Raw genomic sequence first — 26,175 nt, forward strand, 5'->3', positions numbered from 1 at the left:
TAAAAACTTATGTTAAAAGGTTTTAGGTGTTACAAAGGTTCTCGATACAAAATCGCAAAAAAGTAATTTCACTAGAACTGACGTCAATTGTTCAGTCACTTCGAGTGATTTCGAAGTATGAAAAATTGTATGGAGAAGTATTTAAAAACCAACAGCAGTATCGTCCCCACGTTTGTCTGCACCACCTTCAAGTGTGCCGTTTTCTAGCATTAAAATACCGTCAACAATTCCTATGATTGGTGAACGTGACTCGTTAATTGTGTAGCCTAAAGCTTCGAGTTGTTTTATAATATTTATATCGAATGCATTCGGCTCCATAAGGATTTCATCTGGTAACCATTGGTTATGAAATCTTGGAGCATTTATAGCTTCTTGCATGGTTAATTCAAATTCATGGACATTCAATATGGTTTGTAAAACAGACGTTATTATTGTTGACCCACCAGGTGTACCAACAGACATGTAGAATTCTCCATCTTTTTCAATAATAGTAGGAGTCATTGAGCTTAACATTCGTTTTTCTGGCGCAATACTATTTGCATCTGCACCAATTAAACCGTAATAATTTGGTTCTCCCGGTTTGCTACTAAAGTCATCCATTTCGTTATTTAAAAAGAAACCAAGTTCGTCAACAAATAGTTTAGAGCCATAACCGCCATTTAAAGTCGTGGTTACTGCAATAGCATTACCGAACTGATCTACGATAGAGTAGTGGGTCGTCTCATCACTTTCGTACCCAGCAACATTACCATGTGAGATAGAATCTACAGGAGTTGGATTTTCGAATGAAAAATTCTTCATTCTATTTTGAAGATAAACATCACTAGTTAAAGTTTTAAGTGAAATATCAACAAAATCAGGATCACCAAGGTAAAAACTTCGATCTGCGTAAGCTCGCTTTTCAGCTTCAACCACTACTTGAATCGTCTTTAATGAATTATGTCCAAAATCTTTTAAATCAAAAGGTTCAATCATTTTCATAATCTGAGTTAAGCAAACACCACCAGAGCTTGGAGGTGCTATTGAGGTAATTGTTAAATCATTATATTGAAACGTAATGGGATCGCGCCACTTTGCTTCATATTTTGCTAAATCTTCAAGTGTTATAATACTGCCTTTAGTTTTAAGAAACGCAACTAACTTTTTAGCAGTTTCACCTTTATAAAATTCATCTCGTCCATTATCTGAAATACGTTGCAGCGTTTCAGCTAGCGCTAGATTCATAATTTTATCGTCTGCTTTGAGATTGTTGTTATAGAGAATTTCTTTTTCGTTTACGGCTCTAATCATGCTGTCGTAGTGAGCGATTCTAGTTTCTTGCTTTCTAGTAATTATATATCCGTTTTTTGCTAACTCAATTACTGGTTTTAAGATGGTAGCCACATCTAGTTTTCCAAAGCGTTCTTGTGCTTTAAATATGCCTGCGATAGTCCCAGGAATACCTACAGCCATTCCGCCAACTGTGCTTAGATTTTTTATAACAGCGCCATTTTCATCTAAATACATGTCTTTTGTTGATGCTAATGGTGCTTTTTCTCTATAATCTAGAGTACCTTTTTTACCATCTGCCATGCGATAGACTAGAAATCCGCCTCCACCAAGATTACCTGCATAAGGGTAAGCTACAGCTAGTGCCATTTCCGTCGCCATCATAGCATCAAACGCATTGCCACCTTGTTTTAAAATGTCTACACCAATTTTAGAAGCTTCTTCCCTGGCGCTAACGACCATTACTTTTCTAGCAATTAGACCTCTATTTTTTGTTTCAGAAATAGTGGTTTTAGTTTCATTTTTACAACTTGTAAAATTGATTAGTACAAGAATAAATAGAGTGAGTAATCGATTCATAAATCAAACTTTTTTTCAATTTCTAAACGCTTTTTCGTGCTGAACGTTTTTAGTTCTTCAAAAAACTGGCTAAAATCTTTTTCAAAAGCGTTATAGTGTAATTTTAATTCTTTTGTGGCTTCATTCATTTTAGATAGACCCTTTGTTCTTGTATTCATTCCATTTAGTACTAATTGAATACCGTCAAGTTCAGCATAACTTAACAACCAGTTGCCTTCAATCATAATTGGTGTTAGGTTTTTAAATCGTGGCGGAAGAATTTCTAAATGATTATTTAGACTTGCGTAAAAATCATTTATATAATCTTTTAGTGGAATATCGGAATAAACATTCCAGTTTTTGGCTAAAAAGTGATCAAAGAATATATCTACGATAACTCCACTATAATGGCCATAACCTTTATGAAGGCGTTTGGTACATCTTCTAAATAATGGATGTGCATCTGTAAATGTATCTATTTCTTGGTGTAATTGAATACCTGCTTGTATTTCGATAGGGTAGGATGTGTATTTATTGCCTCTTACGCCATCAGCAACGAAGTTTCCGATAGTGAGTAATTCGTTACCTCCAGAGAGGTAAATATGTGCTAGAAAGTTCATAGGTCGAATTTACAAATTCGTAATGGACTCATCCTAATTTTTTATAATTTCCTTAAAAATGACACTGACAGCTATTAAAAATGCTGTTTTTTAGGTGAAGTGAAAAAAGTAAAGGTTACTGCTATCACAAACTTGGATTAAGATATTATATTTGCTAAAAATGAAACATCTATGACATTAATAAAATCTATTTCAGGAATTCGAGGAACTATAGGAGGTAAAGTTGAGGAAAATTTAACTCCTATTGATGCTGTGAAATTTGCAGCAGCTTATGGTACTTGGCTAAAACAACAACGTAATAAAGAAAATTATAGAGTTGTAGTTGGTCGTGATGCACGTATTTCTGGGGAAATGATTCAGAATTTAGTGATGAATACTTTAGTAGGTTTAGGAATTCATGTTATTGATTTAGGTTTATCTACAACACCAACTGTTGAGATTGCTGTACCAATGGAACATGCCGATGGTGGAATTATACTAACTGCAAGTCATAATCCAAAACAATGGAATGCTTTAAAACTTTTAAATGCTAAAGGTGAGTTTTTGAACGGATCTGAAGGTCAGAAAATTTTAGAGATTGCTGAATCTAGTGCTATGATTTTTGCAGAGGTTGACGATTTAGGTAGAATAACTAAAAATGATGCTTATATAGATATGCATATTGATGAGGTTTTAGCATTGCCTTTAGTGAATAAAAAAGCTATAGAAGCTGCTAATTTTAAAGTTGTTGTCGATGGCGTAAATTCTACAGGTGGTATTGCTATTCCATTGTTATTAGAACGCTTAGGCGTTGAAGCTGTTAAATTATATTGTGACCCTACAGGTGAGTTTCCTCATAATCCAGAACCACTTAAAGAGCACTTAGGTGATTTAGCTAAAGCCGTAGTTGACGAGCGTGCTGATTTTGGCATAGTTGTAGATCCTGATGTAGATCGTTTAGCATTTATGGATGAAACTGGTGAAATGTTTGGTGAAGAGTACACATTGGTTGCTTGTGCTGATTATGTCTTAAGCAAGAACCCTGGGAATACGGTAAGTAATATGAGTTCTACAAGAGCTTTACGCGATGTTACAGAAAAGTATGGAGGTACTTATGAAGCTAGTGCAGTAGGTGAGGTAAACGTGGTGACATTAATGAAGAAAAATAATGTTGTTATTGGTGGTGAGGGTAATGGTGGTATTATTTATCCTGACTCACATTACGGACGCGATGCTTTAGTTGGTGTGGCTTTGTTTTTAAGTCTTTTGGCAGAAAAACAAATGAAGGTTAGTGCACTTAGAGCCTCTTATCCAAGTTACTTTATGAGTAAGAAGAAAATACAGCTCACTCCAGGATTAGACGTTGATGGTATTTTAAGTACTATGGCATCTAATTATAGTCATGAAAAATTAACGACGATAGATGGGGTGAAAATTGACTTTGCTGACAGTTGGGTGCATTTACGTAAAAGTAATACAGAACCAATTATTAGAATATACACAGAAGCACCATCACAAGATGTGGCTGATACGTTAGCAGATAGAATCATTGGTGAAATAAAAGCTATCGCTAATATTTAGTATCTTTGAAATTAATATAATCTTTTAGTTATGACTTTGATTTCTGAAACTATACATACAGAATTATCTGATTTAGAGACTTACTTCAATCAGTTTAGAAACCATATTATTGGTCAGAATCAAACGTTTATTTCACCTTATGGTGAGCAAAAAATAATATATACAGATTGGACAGCTTCTGGTCGTTTATACAGACCAATAGAAGATAAATTAACAAATGACTTTGGGCCTTTTGTAGCTAATACGCATACAGAAACTACAGTTTCTGGTACAGCGATGACTAAAGCATACCACAAAGCAAAACAGATCATTAAAGATCATGTTAACGCTAATGAAGACGATGTTTTAATTGTTTCTGGTAATGGTATGACAGGAGTGGTTAATAAGTTTCAGCGTATACTAGGTTTAAAAATCCCTGAAAACTTAAAAGACTATACAAGTATCCCAGATGAAATGCGACCTGTGGTTTTTGTATCTCATATGGAACATCACTCTAATCAGACTTCATGGTTAGAAACTATGGCTAAGGTTGAAGTTGTTCCACCAAATGACAATGGCTTATTTTGTTTAGAAAATTTAGAAAAACTACTACATCAATATAAAGACTGTACGATTAAGATAGCCTCTATTATTGGAGGTTCTAATGTTACAGGTATTCAGACTCCTTATCACGAGGTTGCAAAACTGATGCACCAACATGATGGTGTTTGTTTTGTAGATTTTGCATGTTCTGCACCTTATGTTGCCATAGATATGCATCCTGAAGAGGAAGATGCACAATTAGATGCTATTTTCTTTTCACCTCACAAGTTTCTAGGAGGACCAGGTACTTCTGGTGTTTTGGTTTTTAATAAGAAGCTGTATAAAAACATGGTACCAGATTGTCCAGGTGGTGGAACTGTTAGTTGGACGAATCCTTGGGGAGAACACAAGTACATCGATAATATTGAAGATAGAGAAGATGGTGGTACACCTGGTTTTCTTCAAACTATAAAAACAGCTTTATCTGTTAAGCTAAAAGAACAGATGGGAGTTGATAATATATTGAAACGTGAGCATGAATTGGTAGACATTATCTTCAAAAAATTAGATCCAATTTCTAATATTAATATTCTTGCTAGTCAGCATAAAGATAGGTTAGGAGTTATTTCATTCTACATAGACGATTTACATTTTAATTTAGGTGTGAAATTATTGAATGATAAATTCGGAATTCAAACCAGAGGTGGTTGCAGTTGTGCAGGCACTTATGGTCATTTCTTGCTCCATGTAGATCATAAAATGTCTAATGAACTAACGAATGAAATTTCTATTGGCGATTTAGTACGCAAACCAGGTTGGATGCGTATGTCTATTCACCCAACAACCACAAATACTGAAATAAATTTTGTTTGTGATAGTATTATAGACTTAGCTCAAAACCATAAAACTTGGGCTTTAGATTATGACTACTCAAGCTCCAATAATGAATTTGTTCATAAATCATTAATTGGTAAACCTTGCACTGTTACGAATGTTGATGCTTGGTTTGATTTATAAAACTGGTGTGGAAATTATTTAAATTTCTCTGGAACTCTATCTTTATGTTTCCAGCGTTTGTGTGTCCAAAGATAATACTGAGGATCCTCTAATATTTGATCTTCAACGAGTTTAAAAAAGATATCTGTAATTTCATAATTATCAAAATCGTTAGGTGTTTCTGTTATGGTTTTAAAAGTTGTTTCGTAGTAACCGCGTTTTATACGTTTAACACTAAAAAACACGACTGCCATATCTAGCTTTTTAGCTAACATTTCTGCACCTGTGTACATTGGTACTTTAATACCCATAAATTCGTTCCAATAAAATGCTTTTCTAGCTTTCGGTGATTGGTCAGAGACAAAGCCGTTAATAGTTAATTCGCCTTTTTTCTTCAACTCACCTAGTACTGAGAGCGTTTCTTTAGTCGTAATTAAATGAGAGTTATATTTTGCTCTAATGCGTTTAACTAAACGATCAAAATACTTGTTTGCTAAACGTTTATATACGGCGTAACCTTTATGTTTTACATAGGTTTGTAAAATAAAAATCCATTCCCAACTCCCATAATGCGCACACATTAAAATAATACTACGTTGTTTTTTTTCGAGATCATTAATAAGTTCAACATTAGTAAACTTATAGCGCTCTTGCATAGCAGATTTACTGATCGTCAACGATTTTATAGACTCCACAATCATATCGCAAAGATGATGGTAGAATTTACCAGTAATTGTTGAGATTTCTGTTTCTGATTTATTTGGAAATACTAATCGTAGATTAGTCTTTACAGTAGACTTTCTGTATCCAAAAATCTTATATATAAACAGGTACAAAAAATCGGAAAAAGCATAGAGTAATCTAAATGGCAAAATTGATATTAGCCACAAAATCGGATAGATAAGAATATAGGCAATAAGTTGCATTAAACTATGTTAACTTTGAGGTACAAATATATTATATTTGATTTAATAGTTGAGCATATATGAACAATTTAGACATAGCAACAGGAGTTCTAATAGCTCTAAATGTTTTAGTATCCATAAAGGGATTTGATGATCGTATCTTTTTTGAACGTTTTAAATTTAATGTAGGTAGTATAAGACGTGGTGAGCATATTAGAATGTTTAGTTCTGCTTTTCTCCATGCAGATACAACTCATCTCCTTTTTAATATGGTTACGCTCTATTTTTTTGCAGGTTATGTTATAGAAGAAACAGGTACATTTAACTTTATACTTATTTATATAGCGAGTCTGATATTTGGTAATTTGTTATCACTTTACTTTCATAAAAATGAGTATTGGTATAGTGCTATTGGAGCTAGTGGTGCTGTTACAGGAGTATTGTATGCAGCTATTTTGCTTCAACCAGATATGAGTTTATATATGTTTTTTGTGCCTATACCTATTCCTGGCTATATTTTCGGAATAGGCTATCTAGCATATTCGATATATGGAATGAAAAACAGAATTGGTAATATTGGCCACGATGCTCATTTTGGTGGAGCCGTAGGAGGATATGCTGTTACTCTAATTTTATATCCAAGCTTATTTAAAACAGATCTGTGGCATATAGGCTTATTAGCGTTACCAATTATTGTACTTTATGTTTTGTATAAAACAGGTAAGCTTAAATAAAAATTTAGTTATTAAGTAATTCTTTAACCTTCCCTTCTAAAGCGTAATTACGTAAATTTTTAGCAATAATTTTACCATCTTTATCTAAAAGATAAGTCGCTGGTATAGAATTAATGTTATACAGTTTAGCAACAGGTCCACTAAAGTAGTTTAGATTAGAAACATGATTCCATGTTAGTTTATCTTTTTCAATAGCCTCTAGCCAAGCTTCTTTTGGGTTTTTTTGATTTTGAGAACCATCTAAAGAAATACTTATTATTTCTAAACCTTTATCGTGATATTCATTATATATTCTAACAATGTTTGGATTTGCCTTACGACAAGGACCACACCAAGCCGCCCAAAAATCTATAATAGTTACTTTTCCTTTAATGTCTTTTAAACTTATCATTTTGCCATCTACGCTAGGTGCTTCAAAATTTGGTGCTATGCTGCCAATGTCTAAGTACGCAGTTTTTTTATATTCAATATATAAGCTATCTAAAGTTTTCTTAACATTTACTCCTCTTGGTGATATTTTTAAAGAGGGCGTTAAATTATTGTAAGCTTCAATAAAATTTTTAACATCAAACTTTGGTTTGGTTGCTTCTAATCCTATTAAATTTAAACTGAAATACGAATCATTATGTTTTTTAACAAAGTTTAAAGGTAGCGCTAGTATTTGATCACCATATTCCTTTATAATTTGTGCTAAAGAATCTCTTTTTTTTGGTTCTGTTCTATAATCAGTTTTTCTATAATCCATAACAACTTTTCTATTAAGATCCATTATATCTCTAAAGCCGTTTTGGAGTTTATTCATATCATTTTGAGTATCAGATCCAGTTACCGTAGACTGCATTATATTTTCTTTGTTTATTTCAATGCTAATATGACTATTCTCTAACATAAAAATAAGATTACCTGAGGAACCACTTAGTGACAGGAAGTTTACTTCAGGATATTCAACACTACCCTGCATTGTAAACTTTTCATTTTTCACCAATACAGTATCTTTAATAACTTCGTTTCCTTTTTCACCAACGGATTGGAGCATAACCTGAGTGCCATCAGCAAAACCTTCGGCTGTTCCATTTATTTTGAATTGATCACCATTACAATTAAAAAAGAGGGTAATAGATAAACAAGCGACTATAAATTTTTTCATGTTAAATGATTTTGTTTCAGAAATTATAATTGTTCTACAAATATATAAACTGTGATCTTAAATTAAAGTGATTACGAATCTAAATTATATCTTAAAATATTTAATTATCTAATGTTAATGGTTATTAATTTTGACCTATTTTTGAAGCTATGAGTTCACAGATTTATAATGATACTATTGTAGCATTGGCTACACCTTCTGGTAATGGTGCTATAGCTATAATCCGCTTATCTGGGGAAAACGCTATTAGTATTGCTGAAACGCAATTTAAGTCTATTTCTGGTAAACAACTCAATAAACAGTCTACTCACACAATACATTTAGGACATATTGTTGATGGCAAAAGAACTATAGATGAGGTTTTAGTTTCAATTTTTAAAAACCCTAATTCTTATACTGGCGAAAATGTAGTTGAAATATCTTGCCATGGCTCTTTATATATACAACAAGAAATTATTCAATTGTTTTTACAGAAGGGTTGCAGAATGGCTAGCGCAGGTGAGTTTACGTTACGTGCATTTTTAAATGGTAAGTTAGACTTAAGTCAGGCAGAAGCTGTAGCTGATTTAATAGCTAGTGATAATGAAGCATCGCATCAAATAGCGATGCAACAAATGCGTGGAGGTTTTTCTTCCGAAATTTCTAAGCTTCGCGAAGAACTACTAAATTTTGCGTCGTTAATTGAATTAGAACTTGACTTTGCAGAAGAAGACGTAGAGTTTGCAGATAGAACGCAATTTAAAGAACTAATAGTGCGTATTAATTTTGTTTTGAAACGCTTAATAGATTCTTTTGCGGTTGGGAATGTTATTAAAAATGGAATTCCGGTAGCAATTGTAGGAGAACCTAATGTTGGAAAGTCGACATTGTTAAATGCTTTATTAAATGAAGACAGAGCCATAGTTTCAGAAATTGCCGGAACAACAAGAGATACCATTGAAGACGAAATTTCAATAGGTGGTATTGGTTTTAGATTTATAGATACAGCAGGAATTAGAGAAACCGAAGATGTCGTTGAAAGTATCGGTATAAAAAAAACTTTTGAAAAAATTGAGCAGTCTCAAGTAGTAATTTATTTGTTTGATAGTGGTGCTAGTATAAATAATTTGAATGCTGTAAAACTTGAAATTGAAAAGATTAAAAATAAACATCCACAAAAAAGATTATTGATTATTGCAAATAAGATTGATCAGTTAGACGATATCCAATTAGCAAAAATGAATACTGAAATCGAAGGTATTCATTTATTATCCGCGAAGTCTGGTTTTGGTGTAGAACAATTAACTGATTCACTTCTTAACTTAATAAACACTGGAGCACTTAAAAATAACGAGACTATAGTCACTAACTCTCGTCATTATGATGCGCTATTAAAAGCTTTTGAAGAAGTTCAGAAAGTACAACATGGATTAGAGACAGGCCTTTCTGGTGATTTATTAGCTATTGATATTCGTCAAGCCTTATATCACTTCGGTGAGATTACTGGTGAAATTACTAATGATGATTTACTTGGTAATATTTTTGCTAATTTCTGTATTGGCAAATAGCACGCTAAAGTATATTAAACTTTATGTATCGGAAAGTAACTTAATTTCCCTTTATTCTCTCCCACAAACTAAACATCAATTTTTTAGCATCACGTGGCGTTTTCTTTTGTTCTGTAAAAGTCACCTGTCCTGAAGCATCGACGTTAATTTCATATTTAAACACAAATTCTTGAGATTGTGATTCTAGATTCAATAAGCCAAAACGTAAATCATTATAGTATAATTTATCGTCTGTTTTGGTAATGGTGTACCAACCTTCAGAAATCCCAATCATTCGTTTCACTTTTTTATTTCCGATGAGACTTCCTAGCAATTTGTGATTTTTAGGATAGGTTTCAAACGTTATATTTTGGGTATCAAAGAAGGAATAATTTGCCAATAGATAAGCATCTTTAGTTTTAATATTTGCGCTCCATAAAACCGTATTTAGTGGAGATGGTCTCGTATCTATTTGCTCATAAGCGATATTTTGGGTTTTTAAAGCGTTTTCAAACTTAGTAAATGCAAAGCTTTTTAATATAAAGGTTAAGGCTAAATAAGCTGTGCTTAATGTTAATCCAAGCTTATTGTAATAACGTCGTTTGTCTGAAGTTCTTTTTTGAAACATCGCTAAAATCAGAAACACTAAAAATGGTAAAGTATATAGAGGATCTACAACGAAGATGGTTTTAAATGCCAATCTTAAATCTAACGGCCAAAACAGTTGGGTTCCCCAAGTGGTATGTGCATCTAAAATAGGATGTGTTACAAAAGCCCAGAAAAATAGCCAAGACCAATCTTTAAAAACTTTATGTTTTTCATATCTGGAGACTAACCAACCAAAGACTGGAGCAAAAAGAAGAGAAAACATTATGGAGTGGGTAAAGCCACGATGAATCGCTAAAGCAGAAACCGTGTCTGTAAAATACGAAGCAAAAATATCTAAATCTGGTATTGTACCTGCAATAGCACCATATAACATGGCTTTGTTACCTACTTTTTTGCCTAAAATAACTTCGCCAACCGCAGCGCCTAATACGATTTGTGTGAGTGAATCCATAATACATACAAAAATAGCCTTTGAAAACTAAAGGTCTAAAGTTTATGTTAAGCAAATTTATATTTTTAAAAAAAATCTAAAACTTGTAATGATAATAAAATCTTGTTTTTATGGCGTTTACTAAAGAATAGATAGATGGTCTTCAATAGAGCAGATCTATTGATTAGATAACTAACATTTGTCATGTTTTTTTATAATTAGTAGCTGTAATTTTATACCATTAAATTAAAACAAATTATGATTGTCAATAAATTTATATCTTTAGTGTACGATTGGACAATGGGTGTTGTAATGATTGGAATATTCGCTTTAGTTTGCATCATTTTAATTGGTATAATTATTAATTTAATGAATAGTGAGAATAAAAAAAATGATACTGAATAGTCATAAAAAAGTGAAATTATTTTTTCTTTAACAAAGAATATTTTGATTATTCTGTAACTTTTTTGTGACGTATGCGTCCTATAAGTATAAACATAAAATAATAATGGAATCTAATTACCACACACTTAAACGTACAGATAATCAATTATTAGTAATTACGCATCTCTCGCAATTATTAACTTATGTTACTGGTTTTGGTGGGTTTATAGTGCCTTTAGTTATTTGGGCGACACAAAAAGATAGAGTAGACCAAATGGATACTCATGGTAAGGCGATTCTTAATTTTCAAATAAGTATCATTATATACTCTATTTTAAGTATCCCTTTAATTCTTGTTTTTGGATTAGGGTTTTTAATCTTAATATTAGTAGGAATATTGGCTTTTGTTATGCCAATTATAAATGCAATTAAAGCTAGTAATGGTGAATTACCAAGCTATCCATTATCTCTTAATTTTGTTAGTTAGTATTAAAGAAATGGAATAAAAAGACCCATTTGTTGATGGGTCTTTTTTGTGTAAATTATCTAAATTTTATACAAAAAAAAGCCTCAATTAAGAGGCTTTTTTTTAATTCTATATTAATCTCTTCTGCGAGAACGTCTTGGTCTTTCTGAAGAACCACTACTTTCAGTAGAGCTTCTATCTCCGCGCGAATCGCTAGATCTTCTATCGCTTCTATTACTAGAATCAGAAGAACGTCTATCGCTTCTGTTTCCAGAACCAGAACCAGAAGAACGTCTATCAGTAGAATCACTAGATCTTCTATCTCCTCTGTCACTAGAGCGTCTATCACCTCTTGGTTTATCATCGCGTCTACGACCTCCACCACCAGAGCGTCTGTCATTTCCTCCACGTCCTCTGTCTCGTCTTCCGCCACCGCTTCTGCCTTTGTCTTCGCTGACTTCAACATTTACAAAACGACCTTCATATTTAAAGTCTGTAAAAAATGCTATTACTTTTTCTTGTAATGCTTTTTCGGTATTAAAGAAAGAGAAACTTTCCTTAACATCTACTTTAAATACATCATCACGTCCAAGGTCTAACTGTTCTTTTAAGAAATCTTTCATTCTCATCCAATCAAAACCATCTTTGCTACCTACATTGATAAAGTAACGTGAATCATTAGATTGTTTTCCGTAATCGCGACCACTATCTCTGTCAGAATCTCTAGACTGTACAGATCCTAAATCTTTAGATTTTTGGTAATAATTAAAGAAGCGGTTAAATTCTACCGAAAAGAATTTTTTGATTAAATCGTCTTTTTCAGTGTCTGCGAATAATTCATTAATGCTATCTAGATACTTATCAATCTCGTTATTTGTTTCAGTGGTATGAATTTTATTAGCTAAAGACATTAACTGTACTTCTACAATAGCCATTCCTGAAGGAATTTCCTTCTTTTCGAATTGCTTTTTAATGATACGCTCTATGCTCTTTATCTTTCTAACTTCACTTTTAGAAACGATAACCATTGAGATACCAGTTTTACCAGCACGTCCTGTACGACCAGATCTGTGCGTATAGATTTCAGGCTCATCAGGTAATTGATAGTTAATAACGTGTGTAATGTCATCTACATCTATACCACGAGCAGCAACATCTGTTGCAACTAACATTTGTATTTGTCTGTTTCTGAAGGATTTCATTACTAAATCACGTTGATTTTGACTTAAATCTCCATGTAAAGCTCCTGCTGAGTAACCATCTTCAATTAAAAGTTCGGCTACTTTTTGAGTATCGCGTTTTGTTCTACAGAAAATCACAGAGAAAATATCTGGATTAGCATCTGCTAAACGTTTTAAAGCTTGGTAACGATCTCTTGCGTTTACTAAATAGTATTCGTGTGAGACGTTATTTGTACTTTCATTTTTGTTACCTACTGTAATTTCAATAGGGTCAAGCATAAATTTTTTAGCAATAGTTGCAACCTCTCTAGGCATTGTTGCAGAGAATAGCCATGTGTTTTTATCGTCGGGTGTATGAGAAAGGATATCAGTAATATCTTCTTTGAATCCCATATTTAGCATTTCATCTGCCTCATCTAAAACGCTATACTGTATTTTAGAAATATCAACCATTTTTCGGCTAATCATATCTTTCATACGACCTGGAGTTGCTACAATAATTTGTGCCCCACGTTTTACTTCTCTTGCTTGGTCACTAATACTTGCACCACCATAAATAGCAGTAACGTTTAAACCTTTACAGTATTTACCGTAAAGTTTAAGTTCATTAGTTATTTGTAAACAAAGCTCGCGAGTAGGAGATAAGATTAAACCTTGTGTGGTTCTACTGTTTACATCTATTTTTTGCAACATCGGAAATCCGAAAGCTGCTGTTTTACCAGTACCAGTTTGCGCCAAAGCCACTAAGTCTTTATCTTCTTCTAATAAAATTGGAATTGCTTTTTCTTGGACTTCACTTGGTTTTTCAAAACCTAAATCTGTAATAGCTTTGAGAAGGTCTTCATTTAGACCTAGTTCTTGGAATGTGCTCATTGTTGAGTGTTATGTATTCGATTATTTTCTGTTGGTGTTACAAAAGAAGCGAATCGACATACTAAACACTTAAACTTCTAGGTAACACATCCTCACTCTGAGGAATTTAAAAACTCATAAAACGAATTTTTTCAAGTTGCAAAGGTATGGTATTTATTTGGATAATTAGATTTTATTAAAATCGTCTAGTATACTTACTATTTTAAGATGTATTTGATGAGTAGGTTTTTTTAATAATGTTTACTTATTTTCAGTATTTAATTCTACTATTCAGTAAAGATTTTTATGGAAGAATAATATTATTCACCTCCTTCATCCATAGTATGGTATACATTCTGTACATCATCATCTTCTTCAAGTTTTTCTAGAAGTTTTTCTACATCTTCAGCTTGCTCTGGTGTTATTTTATTTGTGACTTGTGGTATACGCTCAAAGCCAGAAGAGATAATTTCTAAGTTGTTTTCTTCTAAATAAGACTGTATGTTCCCAAAGCTTTCAAAGGGTGCATAAATCATTACGCTCATTTGTTCTTCTCCGTTTTCATCTTCGTCTGTATCTTCAAAAATTTCTTCGGCACCAAAATCTATGAGCTCTAACTCTAGTTCTTCTAAATCTAAATCGTCTCCTATAATTTTAAAATTACAAGTATGGTCAAACATAAAAACAACTGAGCCAGAGGTGCCTAAACTTCCGTCTGTCTTGTTAAAGTAAGAGCGTACATTAGCAACTGTACGTGTATTGTTATCTGTTGCTGTTTCAATAAGTACTGCGATTCCATGTTGAGCATAACCTTCAAAAATCACTTCTTTATAATCTCCTTGACCTTTTTCACTTGCTTTTTTTATGGCACGCTCAACGTTATCTTTTGGCATATTTACAGATTTAGCATTCTGTATTACTGCTCTAAGACGTGAGTTACTGTTTGGGTCTGGGCCTCCTTCCTTAACAGCCATGACGATGTCTTTACCAATACGAGTAAAAGCTTTACTCATGGCAGACCAACGTTTCATTTTTCTTGCTTTTCTAAATTCGAAAGCTCTTCCCATAATTTTAAGTTAAAAGTTAATATGTATTTTAAAGTGCCTAAAGTTAATATTTTGAAGACACTACAAATTTAAAAATTCTATTAATCGTTCGGAATATGTTTGCTTAAAAATTTTTGATTCGTCGTATTTAAGACATTAATAACAACTTGACGCTTTTTATTGAGTGCTGTGTTGGTATTATTATATTGCTTTACGCCTTTATTGAACTTAGAAATCATGGCATTATAACCATCTATTTGCTCTTTGGTACGTTTACGCTCAGCTGTTTTTTCTATGGTTGCTTTGGTCTTTTCTAAATCTTCACTTAAGACTAAAAAATCAGTTAATACTGGAACTTTATTTTCGGCCTCGTCAATAAAAAATTCAAATGCTTTTTTGGTTGCTATGGACAAAGATTTATCATTTTTGTAGTGCTCAATTGACTTTAAAACCTGTAAACCCTCTTTGGCGCTTTCGCTAAGGGCATTGGCATTTTGTTGAATAGCATTTGCGTCATTACTATTTAAAGCATCCATTAGATAAATTTCATTGATGTAAACCTTAAAATAGATGAGATACATGTTTTTGTAATAGCTAAAAACTTCGTTAGAAATCGACATATTTTTACTTAAATCGGTTTCACTTTCAACGATGTTTATTTTGTTTTTATTTGCAAATGCATAATAATTAACTTCGTATTCTTCTTGTATTTCCTCCATCCGTTTATCCGCTAATTCTTGTGCCATCATATAAGCTTCCATGGCATCGTAAGATTGTTCTGCAACAGCTTTCATATCTATAATCTTGGCGTATTCATCGTTTAGTAGGTCTTTGTTAAATTGAAGTCGTTTTAAAAGCTGATTTTTAAATTCTACTCCATCAAAACCTGGTGCTTTTTTAATTTTTTCAATAGAGCGATCTAAAGTTTTCAGAAGGCTTTTTCGCTTATTGTTTACGTTTCTATCACTTTTTCCATGTGCAATAGCTTTGGTGTATGTCCACATTTTTTTGGTAATCCCTTCTTGTTGCTCGCTTACAAATTCTAAATAGTCTAAAGCGGTGTCAAACTTTTGAGCAGATAATGAAACTGTAAATAGAAAAATGCAGATAGTAATAATTTTTCTCATAAGTAGTATGTGTTCTTAAAGTTTAATAATGTCGTTAATAATATTATAAGCCTCTTCTATGTATGGATCTTTTGTTAGTTGTTCTCTGTACTTTGTGTTTATAGATTTATCTTCTGTATTGTATTCTAAAACACGTTCTGTTGAGGCGGTATTGTTTATTGTATACACTGCTTCATTCTGGTCTAAGATAGCAGAATACTTATTCCAAGTTGTAGTGTAATTTGTAATGTCTTTAAAAAGCCAATCTAAATTTAGTGGATATCTACCTTCGCGTTTAATATAATCAGTAACAAAAACATGGTTGAATTTTATTATCGATTTAAATACTATATCATTAGCAGTGCGTGTTTCACTTGCTGATTTTAAAGCGTCTATATTCTGTTTAGGTTTAGCTTTGTGTTTTAGTGAGACATCTGTTGTATTGGCTGAAACAGCGAATGATTTATAAGATTCTTGGGTTTCAAAATCATCATAAATATTAGGTAAAATTATGTCTGGCACTACACCAATTTGCTGATGACTTTGCCCAGTAACTCTAAAAAATTGCCCAACAGTTAACTTTATGAAATTTGAATTTTTTGTATTTTGAACAGGTAAAATCATCTGTGATGTTGCTTTGCCATGGGTAGGAGAACCCAAGATAATAGCACGATTATAATCTTGTAGAGCACCTGCAAAAAACTCGGAAGCGGAAGCGCTAAATTGATTAACCAAAACAATAATTGGTTTTGTAAATATGGTACCTCTATTAGGATCTCTAATTGTATAGTTTTCCTCATTTCGTATTTTAGTAATTGCGACAGGTCCACGATCTATAAACATTCCAGACAAGTCTGCAGCTTCTTTCATAGAACCACCGCCATTAAATCTAAGATCTATAATAAGTCCATCTATAGTTTCTTTTTGGAGCTTATAAACCTGCTTTGCGACGTCATTAGATAATCCAAGGCCATTACTATATTCTAAATTGGTATAGAAACTAGGAATATTAATGTAGCCAATTCTCGTTTGTCCTTCAATAATATAACCAGTAATAGAATTACTTTCAATAGTTATAGACGTTTTGATCAGCTCAATAGATTTAACGTTACCATCCTGTTTCTTTATTTTAAACGTTATCCTATTTGTATTTGCATTATTAATAAAGCTCAATATGGTTGCATTAGATGTACAATAGGTTTCTAAGGTTCCCTTTGAGTTTTGTAACGTTAAAATGGTATCATTAACTTCAAATTCACCTTGCTTAAAAGCGGCACTACCAGGCGCTATATTAGAAATAACAATGTCGCCATTCTTTTTCTTTTCTGTACTTATCCCAAATGATAATTGAGAATTTGATACCGATTGCTCAAATAAATTTTTATCGGAAGCACTAAAATAGGCTGAATTTGGGTCTTGGTATTTAAGAAAGACATCTAAAAATGACACCTCTAAAAGCTCAAGAATAGAACCTTTACTATTTAATATTTCGTCTAGTAAACAAATTTCATTATCAATGATTTTTTGTTTTATGTCTTTTTCTAAAGTTTTAAAATTGACCTTTATATCAGAAAGAATAGAATCATTTTCTACAATTCTTTGTAAAATTTTGAAGCGTATCTTTTTATTCCAATATTTTGAAATAGCTGGTTCATCTTTAAAATAGGAATAGCTTTTATCTGCGTTGTAGTATAGACTATCAGTACCAGAATAATCTAAAGCTTGGTTACGTAAAGATTCAATAATACGTTTTGAATCACCAATACGATTCTCAAAAGTTTTAGCATACGGGATTAAAAAATCACATTTTTTAGTTTTAATGTAATCGTCTAATAGATATTCATCCTTTTTAAAGTGATCAATATCTTTTTGTGTAAAGAACTTGTTGTTATCGTCTATAGCTTTTAGAAATAGTTTAAACACACCTTTAGAGAGTGAGTCGTTTAAAGGCTTTGGTCTATAATGTGATTTGTTTACTATAGTGGTGATAGCTTTTAATTCATTACAAAACGTTGTTTTTTGAGCTATTGAAACCCAAAAAAAAGCACATAAAAGGGTTGTAATTAAAAATTTCGGCATTAATAACTATTAGATATTGATTTACTCTTCAACTTCTACAATAGCTTCTATTGCTTCTGCAAGTTTGAAATCTTTATTAGTTACACCACCAACATCGTGCGTAGATAAAGATATTTTTAACACATTATAGACATTACTCCAATTAGGATGGTGGCCTTGTGCTTCACATTCAAAAGCAATTCTGCTCATAGCACTAAAGCAATCTTTAAAATTATCGAATTCAAACTCTGCGTTAATGGCATTATCATAATAATCCCAATCAGGAAATTGAAGTATTTTTTTTTCTATTGTAGCATCGTCTAATTTCATAATATAATTTTAATGGTAATTTAAGAAATTATTAGCGAGGTGACAAAACTATTTCTGAAGTTCTTCTAAAACTTTCTCACTCGTAATTTGAAGATGCTTTGGTAGCTTATTAAATTTTGGTAAAACGGCCAGGTACCGATCTTCATTAGTCGTAAATACGTGTTTTAGTAAAACTTCACCTTCTGTTATTGAGGTAACTATATCTTTAATAAATTCATCGTGGTGTACTAAATCTGTACTGCCTAAATGAAAAACGCCAGATTTGTCTCTATTAATTATATAATGAATTTGCTGTGTGATTTTTTTATCGAGTGTTACATTCATTATTAAATTTGGAAATATTTCAACGGATTCTTTATCTGAAATCAGTTGTTTAATTTCTTGTATTCTTGGGCAATTTGGCCCGAAAACCATAGGTAACCTTAAAATTGCAGCTTGTTTTTTAGGCAAGCGCAACAGCATGTTTTCTATCTTTATTTTGAAATGTCCATAAACACTATGGCTAAGGGTTTTATCTAACTCATAACTAGGGTATTGACTGTAAGCATCAAAGGCGTTGGCAGAAGATAAAAAGATTATTTTACTCCCAAATGCCAAGGCATATTCTGCTATATGTTGGTGAGCGATAGTCTGCGCATTAAAATCTCCACGCAATGCCGAAATTATAATAGACGGTTTACACACTTCTAAAACTTCGTAAACGTCATCTTGCTCAACGTTATATTGAAAGAATTGCTTGTTAGATTCAAATTCTTTTTTTGGGGTATTATACGTTCCGAAGGTCCTGAAATAAGGGCTTAATTCTTTATAAATAGCATTACCAATGTAACCACTAGCTCCAAGTATTAAAACACGATGTTTTTGTTCGGTCTTCTTCATTAATCAATCAGTCTCCAATTCAGTATTTTACCCTTTGTAGAAGGGCAGTTTTATAACAGTTGCAGGAATAGCTTTTTTACGAACTTGTATATTTATTTTACTATCTACTTTAGAAAAGACTTTTGGTACGTAACCTAAGCCAATACCAATACCTAAACTAGGACTCATTGTACCAGATGTTACATTACCAATTGTTTTACCGCTGCTATCAACAATATCGTAACCTTGGCGAGGCACTCCGCGTTCGTCTAATTTAAATGCGACTAATTTACGTTCTGGCGTGCGTTCTTTTTCGGCTTGTAAAGCTTTACTATTTGTAAAGTCTTTATTGAATTTACATACCCAACTTAAACCGGCTTCTATAGGTGAAGTCGTATCATCAATATCGTTACCATATAAACAATAACCCATTTCTAAACGAAGCGTATCTCTTGCTGCTAAGCCAATAGGCTTAATACCATAATCAGCTCCTGCTTTAAATACGTTATCCCAAACTTGTTTTACTTCAGAATTTTTACAGTAAATCTCAAAGCCGCCACTACCAGTATAGCCTGTAGCAGAAATAATAACATTCTCAATACCTGCAAAATCACCAACTACAAAATTGTAAAATTTAATAGCAGATAAATCATGGCTAGATAAAGATTGCATTGCTTCAACAGCTTTTGGCCCTTGTATGGCAAGTAATGAATAGTCTTTACTTAAATCGCGCATTGTTGCTCCAACATCATTTTTAGATGAAATCCAATTCCAATCTTTTTCAATATTACTAGCATTAACGACGAGTAGATAAGTTTCTTCTTCAATTTTATAAATAAGTAGATCATCTACAACACCGCCATCATCGTTTGGTAAACAACTGTATTGTGCTTTTCCAATTTCTAATTTAGAGGCATCGTTACTTGATGCTTTTTGGATTAAAGCTAAAGCATTTGGGCCTTCAATTAAAAACTCTCCCATATGTGATACATCAAAAACACCAACAGCTTTTCTTACAGTTTCGTGTTCTGCGTTAACTCCTTCATATTGTACAGGCATATTATAACCAGCAAAAGGAACCATTTTTGCTCCAAGAGCTATGTGAGTAGAGGATAGTGCAGTGTCTTTCATTTTATGTTAGTTTACAATTTTTGAATGTGCAAAATTACACAAATTTTATGGCTTGTTATTTAAAAAATAATCTCAAAAAAACCACCTCAATTGAGATGGTTTTTATTATTATTTCTATTTAATTAGAATTGATACCTTATGCTTAGAGCAATATCAAAATCTAAATCATCATTAAAATCTCCAAAACCAAATTCTGGTCTAAAATCTAATGACAATAATAAAGGAATATCAAAACTATATTCAATTCCAACATTACCTGCCGCAAATACAAAAGTTTCACTGTCATCAAAACCATTCGGGACGTCATCAATACTGTAAGAACCTAATCCGCCACCAACACCAGCATACCAGTTAAAATCACCTTCTAATTGCCATATCCATTGGTATAAGCCTGCTAATTTAAAACCATTAAAATCATCACCAGTTCTCCAGCCCAAATCAAGCTCTAATCTATTGTTACCGCCTAAAGCACGTTGATATGTTATTTCTGTACCAAAGCCGTCACCAGCTCCTAATCTCAGACCAATAGCGTTATCTGCGATTTCTTGTGCGTTTACAAATGCCAAGCATGTGAAAATCGCGAATGTTGTTAAAATTAATTTCTTCATTATATTACGTTTTTTATTGATTGAACTTATCTTTACAAAAATAACGCCAAAACTATTTTTATATTAGAATTCTTAACATTATTATACAAATTAATGAAACATAAAAAAGCTTTAGAATATCTAAAAAAACAATTTGAAGGAGAGCTTTATTATGATGATTTAATGCGGAAATTATACGCTACAGATGCCTCTGCATATAGAAAATTACCATTAGCTGTTGCGTTACCAAAACATAAAGCAGACCTAAAACTACTTATTGCATTTGCAAAAGATGAAAAGACGTCTTTAATACCAAGAACGGCAGGAACTTCTTTGGCAGGTCAATGTGTCGGTGATGGCATTGTGGTAGATGTTTCAAAATATTTCACACGTATTTTAGATATTAACGAAACTAATAAAACAGTAACTGTTCAACCTGGTGTTGTTAGAGATGAGCTTAACAATTACCTAAAACCTTTTGGCTTATTTTTTGGGCCAAATACATCTACATCTAATCGTTGTATGTTAGGTGGTATGGTTGGGAACAACTCTTCTGGTTCAACCTCAATTCAATATGGTGTCACACGCGACAAGGTTTTAAGTTTAAAAACAATATTAAGCGATAGAAGTGAGGCTGAATTTTCTAATATTAAAGTCGAAGAATTTCAAGAAAAATTAAAATTAGAAAATCTTGAAGGCCATATTTATAAAACGATTTACAATCAGTTGAAATCTGAAACGATTCAGAAGCAGATTCAAGATAATTTTCCAAAGCCAGAAATACATAGAAGAAATACAGGTTACGCTATTGATGCATTGATTAAATCTGAAGTTTTTTCAGATTCAAATTCAAGTTTTAATATGTGTCAACTCTTGTCTGGTAGTGAAGGGACTTTAGCATTTACAACAGAAATTACTTTAAAATTAGATGATTTGCCACCTATAGAAAGTGCCATGATTGCATTTCATTTTGAAAGTGTTTCGCAATGCATGAAAGCGGTAAAACCAGCAATGCAGTATAATTTGCATACTTGCGAGATGATAGATGATACTATTTTAAATCTCACAAAACAGAATAAAACTCAAGAAAAAAACAGACAATTTATTGATGGTAATCCTGTGGCTATTTTAATGTGCGAATTAAAAGCAGATACTTCTGAAGCACTTCAAATAGGTATTGGTAATTTGTTAGAAAGCGTTAACAAACTCAATTTGAGTTATGCAGCACCCATATTAAAAGGAAAAGACATTGATAAAGCTTTAGAATTAAGAAAAGCTGGGTTAGGTTTATTGGGTAATATTATTGGAGATAAAAAAGCAGTGGCATGTATCGAAGATACAGCTGTGGCATTAGATGATTTAGAAGATTATATTACTGAATTTACGGCTTTAATGACGTCATACCAACAAAAGGTAGTGTATTACGCTCATGCTGGTGCTGGTGAGTTGCATTTACGACCAATTTTAGATTTAAAGCAATCTGAAGACGTTAAACTGTTTAGAGAAATTACAACTGAAGTTGCTAAATTAGTTAAGAAATATAAGGGTTCTATGTCAGGAGAGCATGGAGATGGAATTGTGAGAGGCGAGTTTATTCCTGTTATGATTGGTGAAGAGAATTATAAAATTTTAAAACAAATTAAATCTGCTTTTGATCCAAGTAATATTTTTAATCCAGGGAAAATCGTAGACGCTTATCCTATGGATAAAAGTTTACGTTATGAGGCAGATAGAGTAGAACCAAAAATTGAAACCCTATTAGATTTTTCTAGCTCTCAAGGTATTTTACGAGAAGCAGAAAAATGTAATGGATCTGGTGATTGTAGAAAATTACCAGAATTTGGTGGTACTATGTGCCCAAGTTACAGAGCAACACGTAATGAAAAGGATACAACACGAGCTAGAGCAAATGCTTTACGCGACTATTTAACCAATTCAGAAAAAGCTAATAAGTTTAATCACACCGAACTTAAAGAGGTTTTCGATTTATGTTTAAGCTGCAAAGCTTGTGCAAGCGAATGCCCAAGTAGTGTCGATGTGGCGAGTTTAAAAGCAGAATTTCAATACCAATACCAAAAAGCCAATGGTTTTAAATTTAAAGATAAATTCTTTGCGAATTCAACACGTTATAATAAGTTAGCTTCTCGAATTCCGAGTTTATCTAATGTATTGTTTAATTCTAAATCTATTTCAGGTTTTATTAAAATTTTCTTGGGCATTCATCCTAATAGAAGTCTTCCAGAAATCACAAAATCATTTACAAAAATACAGACCCAAATTGAAAGTTCTGAGCGTACTTTGGTTTTAGATAATCCATTAAAAACAGTAGTTCTTTACGTAGATGAATTCACTAATTACCTCGAATCACCTATTGCTAATGATGCTAAATTATTACTTGAATCATTGGATTACAAAGTATTGTTAGTTAGTCATTTAGAAAGTGGAAGATCGTTTTTATCTAAAGGGTTTTTAGAAGAAGCTAAAGTATTAGCTAATAAAAATATAGCGTACTTTAAAGACGCTTTGAATGATGATTTTTATTTATTAGGAATTGAGCCTTCTGCTATATTAACTTTTAAAGATGAATACATAAAATTAGCTGACGATAAAGAGGTCGCCAAATCCATAGCAAAACGGACATTTTTAATTGAAGAATTTATTCAACAAGAAATTGAATTAGGTAACATAACATCTAGTAAATTTACAAAAGAAGAGAAGTCTTTAAAGTTTCATGGACATTGTCACCAAAAGGCATTAGCGAATCAGAAATCGAGTTTCGATATGTTAAATCTTCCTGAGAATTATAAGGTTACTATAATTCCTAGTGGTTGTTGTGGTATGGCAGGTAGTTTTGGTTACGAAAAGAACCATTATAATATTAGTATGCAGATTGGAGAGCAAACCTTGTTTCCAGCTATACGAAATGCTTCAGAGGATACTATTATTGCAGCTAATGGGACGAGTTGTAGACATCAGATTAAAGATGGTACAGGTCGTTTAGCCAAGCATCCTATTACTATTTTGAAGGAAGCTTTGGTCTGATTTTTTCTCGCAAAGGCACAAAGTTTATCTCTGCCTAAATTCACTATAATAATAAGAGTTTTTATTTAGATTTTTTTTTACGCTTAGGTTGCTCAAAAATTGTAATAGCAGCGATTAAATCTTGGGTATTCATTTCCTTTATATCTTCGTCAGCAAAAAAAGGAGAGAGTTTGTCTTTATTATAATTGTAGATTTTCCAACGCTTAAATTGATATTCTAATGCTGTGAAATTTTCAACCCAATCTCCAGAGTTCAAATAGGTTGTCTGTCCATATTTAGTCTCTTTAATCAGTATTTTTGGTTGGTGAATATGTCCACAAATCACATAATCATAACCGTTTTTAATAGCTAAATCAGTAGTGATTTTTTCAAAGTCATTAACATAATTAATAGCACCTTTTACACTGTCCTTTATTTTTTTAGATAATGAATAACGCTCTTTCCCCAATTTATCTAAACACCAATTTGTACATCTGTTTAAAAGGATTAAGGTATCGTAACCATAGCTACCAAGTTTTGCTAACCATTTTGCATTTTGGATGGATATATCAAAAACATCACCGTGAAAAAACCAAGCTTTTTTTCCGTCTAAATCGAGAACTAATTTATTGACTATAGAAATATTACCTATTTCAGTATTTGTAAATTTACGAAGCATTTCATCATGGTTTCCAGTAATGTAGATGACTTTAGTGCCATTTGCAGCAAAATCCATGATTTTTTTAATGACCTTTAAATGAGATTTAGGGAAGTAACGCTTCTTAAATTGCCAAATATCAATAATGTCACCATTAAGAATTAAGGTCTTAGGCTCAATACTGTTTAAATAGGTTAATAGTTGCTTTGCGTGGCAACCATAAGTCCCTAAATGAACATCAGAAATGACGGCGATTTCAACTTTGCGTTTTAAATTCAATGCTATATATTAATTATATACAAAGAACTATATCAGTTGTTAATTAGGTGTAAAGTAAAAATCAATAAAATATCAGTAAACTGTTATTAAAATGTTATTGAAAGTTAGTGTATCTAAAAGTGCTTAACGTAGTAATAACATGCTAAAAACAGTCGGTGTATTTTTGTTTCTGTGATAATACATTTACTTTAGCATAAAATATATTTTAATGGCGGGAAATTCCTTCGGAAAATTATTTAAACTCACCACTTTTGGTGAATCTCATGGTGTTGCAATTGGCGGAATTATTGATGGTTGTCCTTCAGGGTTACAACTAGATTTTGATGCTATTCAAAATGAAATGGATCGTCGTAAGCCAGGTCAATCTAAAATTGTGACACAACGTAAAGAACCAGATACAGTAGAATTCTATTCAGGTATTTTTGAAGGGCTTACTACAGGTACACCAATCGGATTTGTGATAAAAAATACCAATCAAAAATCTAAAGACTATTCACATATTAAGAATGTCTATCGTCCAAGTCATGCAGATTATACGTATGATAAAAAATATGGTGTAAGAGATTATAGAGGTGGAGGTAGAAGTTCTGCTCGCGAAACAGCGTCTCGTGTTGTAGCTGGTGCTATTGCAAAACAAATGCTAGCTTCAATCAGTATAAACGCCTTTACATCTTCTGTTGGTGCTATTTTTTTAGATAAACCTTATCAAGATTTAGATTTTAGTAAAATTGAATCTAATATGATCCGTTGTCCTGATGAAGTTACTGCTAAGAAAATGATAGCGAAAGTTCAAGAGGTTAAAAAGCAAGGGGATACTATCGGAGGAACAATTACTTGTGTTTTGCAAAACGTTCCTGCCGGATTAGGAGAACCTGTTTTTGATAAATTACATGCAGAACTAGGTAAAGCTATGTTGTCTATAAATGCGGTAAAAGGCTTTGAATATGGAAGTGGTTTTTGTGGTGCAAAAATGAAAGGAAGTGAACATAATGATAAGTTCAATGCTGACGGAAGTACACAAACCAATTTATCTGGTGGAGTACAAGGCGGTATAAGTAATGGTATGGATATTTACTTTAGAGTCGCTTTTAAACCTGTAGCAACAACACTTCAGAAACAGGAAACAATTAATAGCGCAGGTGAAACAGTAGAAATGCAAGGAAAAGGCAGACACGACCCTTGTGTTGTGCCAAGAGCAGTACCTATTGTTGAAGCTATGGCAGCATTAGTTTTAGCAGATTATTTACTCTTGCGTAGGCAAGAGACCCAAAATTGGTAAACAAATTCTTGCGAAAGCAGGAATCTAATAATATTTATTTACAAGAAGTTTGCTTCTTGTGAA

General features: G+C 32.5%; 22 protein-coding genes. 8 read left to right on the top strand and 14 right to left on the bottom strand.

All coding sequences use genetic code 11. From position 1 onward, the window contains the following. Positions 1-141 precede the first annotated feature (141 nt). Entirely contained in the window at positions 142-1,848 is a 1,707-nt protein-coding gene (gene ggt / locus B2U95_RS11285; RefSeq protein WP_296316475.1) for a gamma-glutamyltransferase, read from the bottom strand. Next, positions 1,845-2,447, bottom strand: coding sequence for an ACP phosphodiesterase (locus tag B2U95_RS11290; protein ID WP_296316478.1), 603 nt, complete (start codon positions 2,445-2,447; stop codon positions 1,845-1,847). The genes ggt and B2U95_RS11290 overlap by 4 nt, the downstream gene beginning before the upstream one ends. A gap of 171 nt (positions 2,448-2,618) precedes the next feature. Between B2U95_RS11290 and glmM the strand changes: the two genes are divergently transcribed. Continuing rightward, positions 2,619-4,007 carry a phosphoglucosamine mutase gene (glmM, locus tag B2U95_RS11295; protein ID WP_296316481.1) on the top strand — a complete coding sequence of 463 codons (1,389 nt, stop codon included), beginning with the start codon at positions 2,619-2,621 and terminating at the stop codon, positions 4,005-4,007. Positions 4,008-4,037: 30 nt separating this feature from the next. Continuing rightward, positions 4,038-5,546 carry an aminotransferase class V-fold PLP-dependent enzyme gene (locus B2U95_RS11300; protein WP_296316484.1) on the top strand — a complete coding sequence of 503 codons (1,509 nt, stop codon included), beginning with the start codon at positions 4,038-4,040 and terminating at the stop codon, positions 5,544-5,546. A 14-nt stretch (positions 5,547-5,560) separates the two neighbouring features. Here B2U95_RS11300 and B2U95_RS11305 read toward each other — a convergent pair whose 3' ends face one another. Further along, complete coding sequence (locus tag B2U95_RS11305; protein ID WP_296316486.1) at positions 5,561-6,451, bottom strand: lysophospholipid acyltransferase family protein; 891 nt, start codon at positions 6,449-6,451, stop codon at positions 5,561-5,563. Positions 6,452-6,510: 59 nt separating this feature from the next. On the opposite strand from B2U95_RS11305, the gene B2U95_RS11310 reads away from it, so the two are divergent. Further along, positions 6,511-7,164, top strand: a complete 654-nt coding sequence (locus B2U95_RS11310; protein WP_296316488.1) for a rhomboid family intramembrane serine protease — start codon at positions 6,511-6,513, stop codon at positions 7,162-7,164. Positions 7,165-7,168: 4 nt separating this feature from the next. Here B2U95_RS11310 and B2U95_RS11315 read toward each other — a convergent pair whose 3' ends face one another. Continuing rightward, positions 7,169-8,311 (bottom strand): TlpA disulfide reductase family protein, encoded by a 1,143-nt coding sequence (locus B2U95_RS11315; RefSeq protein ID WP_296316491.1) that lies wholly within the window; start codon positions 8,309-8,311, stop codon positions 7,169-7,171. A 149-nt stretch (positions 8,312-8,460) separates the two neighbouring features. On the opposite strand from B2U95_RS11315, the gene mnmE reads away from it, so the two are divergent. After that, a complete protein-coding gene (gene mnmE, locus B2U95_RS11320) occupies positions 8,461-9,858 on the top strand; it encodes a tRNA uridine-5-carboxymethylaminomethyl(34) synthesis GTPase MnmE (RefSeq protein ID WP_296316494.1) in 1,398 nt (465 codons plus the stop codon). Between the two features lie 40 nt (positions 9,859-9,898). Here the strand turns inward: mnmE and B2U95_RS11325 are convergent, their stop codons facing one another. After that, positions 9,899-10,897: a metal-dependent hydrolase gene (locus tag B2U95_RS11325; protein WP_296316497.1), complete on the bottom strand. Its 999-nt coding sequence runs from the start codon at positions 10,895-10,897 to the stop codon at positions 9,899-9,901. 237 nt (positions 10,898-11,134) lie between these two features. On the opposite strand from B2U95_RS11325, the gene B2U95_RS11330 reads away from it, so the two are divergent. Together B2U95_RS11330 and B2U95_RS11335 are read left to right on the top strand one after the other, a co-directional pair. Continuing rightward, positions 11,135-11,281 carry a hypothetical protein gene (locus B2U95_RS11330; protein ID WP_296316501.1) on the top strand — a complete coding sequence of 49 codons (147 nt, stop codon included), beginning with the start codon at positions 11,135-11,137 and terminating at the stop codon, positions 11,279-11,281. A gap of 103 nt (positions 11,282-11,384) precedes the next feature. Further along, positions 11,385-11,747, top strand: a complete 363-nt coding sequence (locus B2U95_RS11335) for a DUF4870 domain-containing protein (RefSeq protein WP_296316507.1) — start codon at positions 11,385-11,387, stop codon at positions 11,745-11,747. Positions 11,748-11,860: 113 nt separating this feature from the next. Here B2U95_RS11335 and B2U95_RS11340 read toward each other — a convergent pair whose 3' ends face one another. The 8 genes from B2U95_RS11340 to B2U95_RS11375 form a co-directional block, all read right to left on the bottom strand. Continuing rightward, positions 11,861-13,780, bottom strand: coding sequence for a DEAD/DEAH box helicase (locus tag B2U95_RS11340; protein ID WP_296316510.1), 1,920 nt, complete (start codon positions 13,778-13,780; stop codon positions 11,861-11,863). A 299-nt stretch (positions 13,781-14,079) separates the two neighbouring features. Then, positions 14,080-14,826 (bottom strand): YebC/PmpR family DNA-binding transcriptional regulator, encoded by a 747-nt coding sequence (locus tag B2U95_RS11345; RefSeq protein ID WP_296316513.1) that lies wholly within the window; start codon positions 14,824-14,826, stop codon positions 14,080-14,082. A gap of 80 nt (positions 14,827-14,906) precedes the next feature. Beyond that, positions 14,907-15,932, bottom strand: coding sequence for an LIC11966 family surface protein (locus B2U95_RS11350; RefSeq protein ID WP_296316516.1), 1,026 nt, complete (start codon positions 15,930-15,932; stop codon positions 14,907-14,909). A 15-nt stretch (positions 15,933-15,947) separates the two neighbouring features. Next, a complete protein-coding gene (locus B2U95_RS11355) occupies positions 15,948-17,990 on the bottom strand; it encodes a S41 family peptidase (RefSeq protein ID WP_296316520.1) in 2,043 nt (680 codons plus the stop codon). Positions 17,991-18,011: 21 nt separating this feature from the next. After that, positions 18,012-18,299: a 4a-hydroxytetrahydrobiopterin dehydratase gene (locus B2U95_RS11360; RefSeq protein WP_414727677.1), complete on the bottom strand. Its 288-nt coding sequence runs from the start codon at positions 18,297-18,299 to the stop codon at positions 18,012-18,014. Positions 18,300-18,347: 48 nt separating this feature from the next. After that, positions 18,348-19,178, bottom strand: a complete 831-nt coding sequence (locus tag B2U95_RS11365; RefSeq protein WP_296316523.1) for a sugar nucleotide-binding protein — start codon at positions 19,176-19,178, stop codon at positions 18,348-18,350. A 27-nt stretch (positions 19,179-19,205) separates the two neighbouring features. Further along, on the bottom strand, positions 19,206-20,288 hold the full coding sequence (gene gcvT, locus B2U95_RS11370; protein ID WP_296316524.1) for a glycine cleavage system aminomethyltransferase GcvT: 1,083 nt from the start codon (positions 20,286-20,288) through the stop codon (positions 19,206-19,208). Between the two features lie 122 nt (positions 20,289-20,410). Then, a complete protein-coding gene (locus B2U95_RS11375; RefSeq protein ID WP_296316527.1) occupies positions 20,411-20,896 on the bottom strand; it encodes a hypothetical protein in 486 nt (161 codons plus the stop codon). A gap of 93 nt (positions 20,897-20,989) precedes the next feature. On the opposite strand from B2U95_RS11375, the gene B2U95_RS11380 reads away from it, so the two are divergent. Continuing rightward, on the top strand, positions 20,990-23,917 hold the full coding sequence (locus B2U95_RS11380; protein WP_296316530.1) for an FAD-binding and (Fe-S)-binding domain-containing protein: 2,928 nt from the start codon (positions 20,990-20,992) through the stop codon (positions 23,915-23,917). Between the two features lie 61 nt (positions 23,918-23,978). Here B2U95_RS11380 and B2U95_RS11385 read toward each other — a convergent pair whose 3' ends face one another. Then, positions 23,979-24,833: a UDP-2,3-diacylglucosamine diphosphatase gene (locus tag B2U95_RS11385; protein WP_296316534.1), complete on the bottom strand. Its 855-nt coding sequence runs from the start codon at positions 24,831-24,833 to the stop codon at positions 23,979-23,981. 208 nt (positions 24,834-25,041) lie between these two features. Between B2U95_RS11385 and aroC the strand changes: the two genes are divergently transcribed. Further along, positions 25,042-26,112: a chorismate synthase gene (gene aroC / locus B2U95_RS11390; protein WP_296316537.1), complete on the top strand. Its 1,071-nt coding sequence runs from the start codon at positions 25,042-25,044 to the stop codon at positions 26,110-26,112. The last annotated feature ends 63 nt before the right edge of the window (positions 26,113-26,175 follow it).

This window comes from Winogradskyella sp. UBA3174 (assembly GCF_002364335.1).
GTDB lineage: Bacteria > Bacteroidota > Bacteroidia > Flavobacteriales > Flavobacteriaceae > Winogradskyella.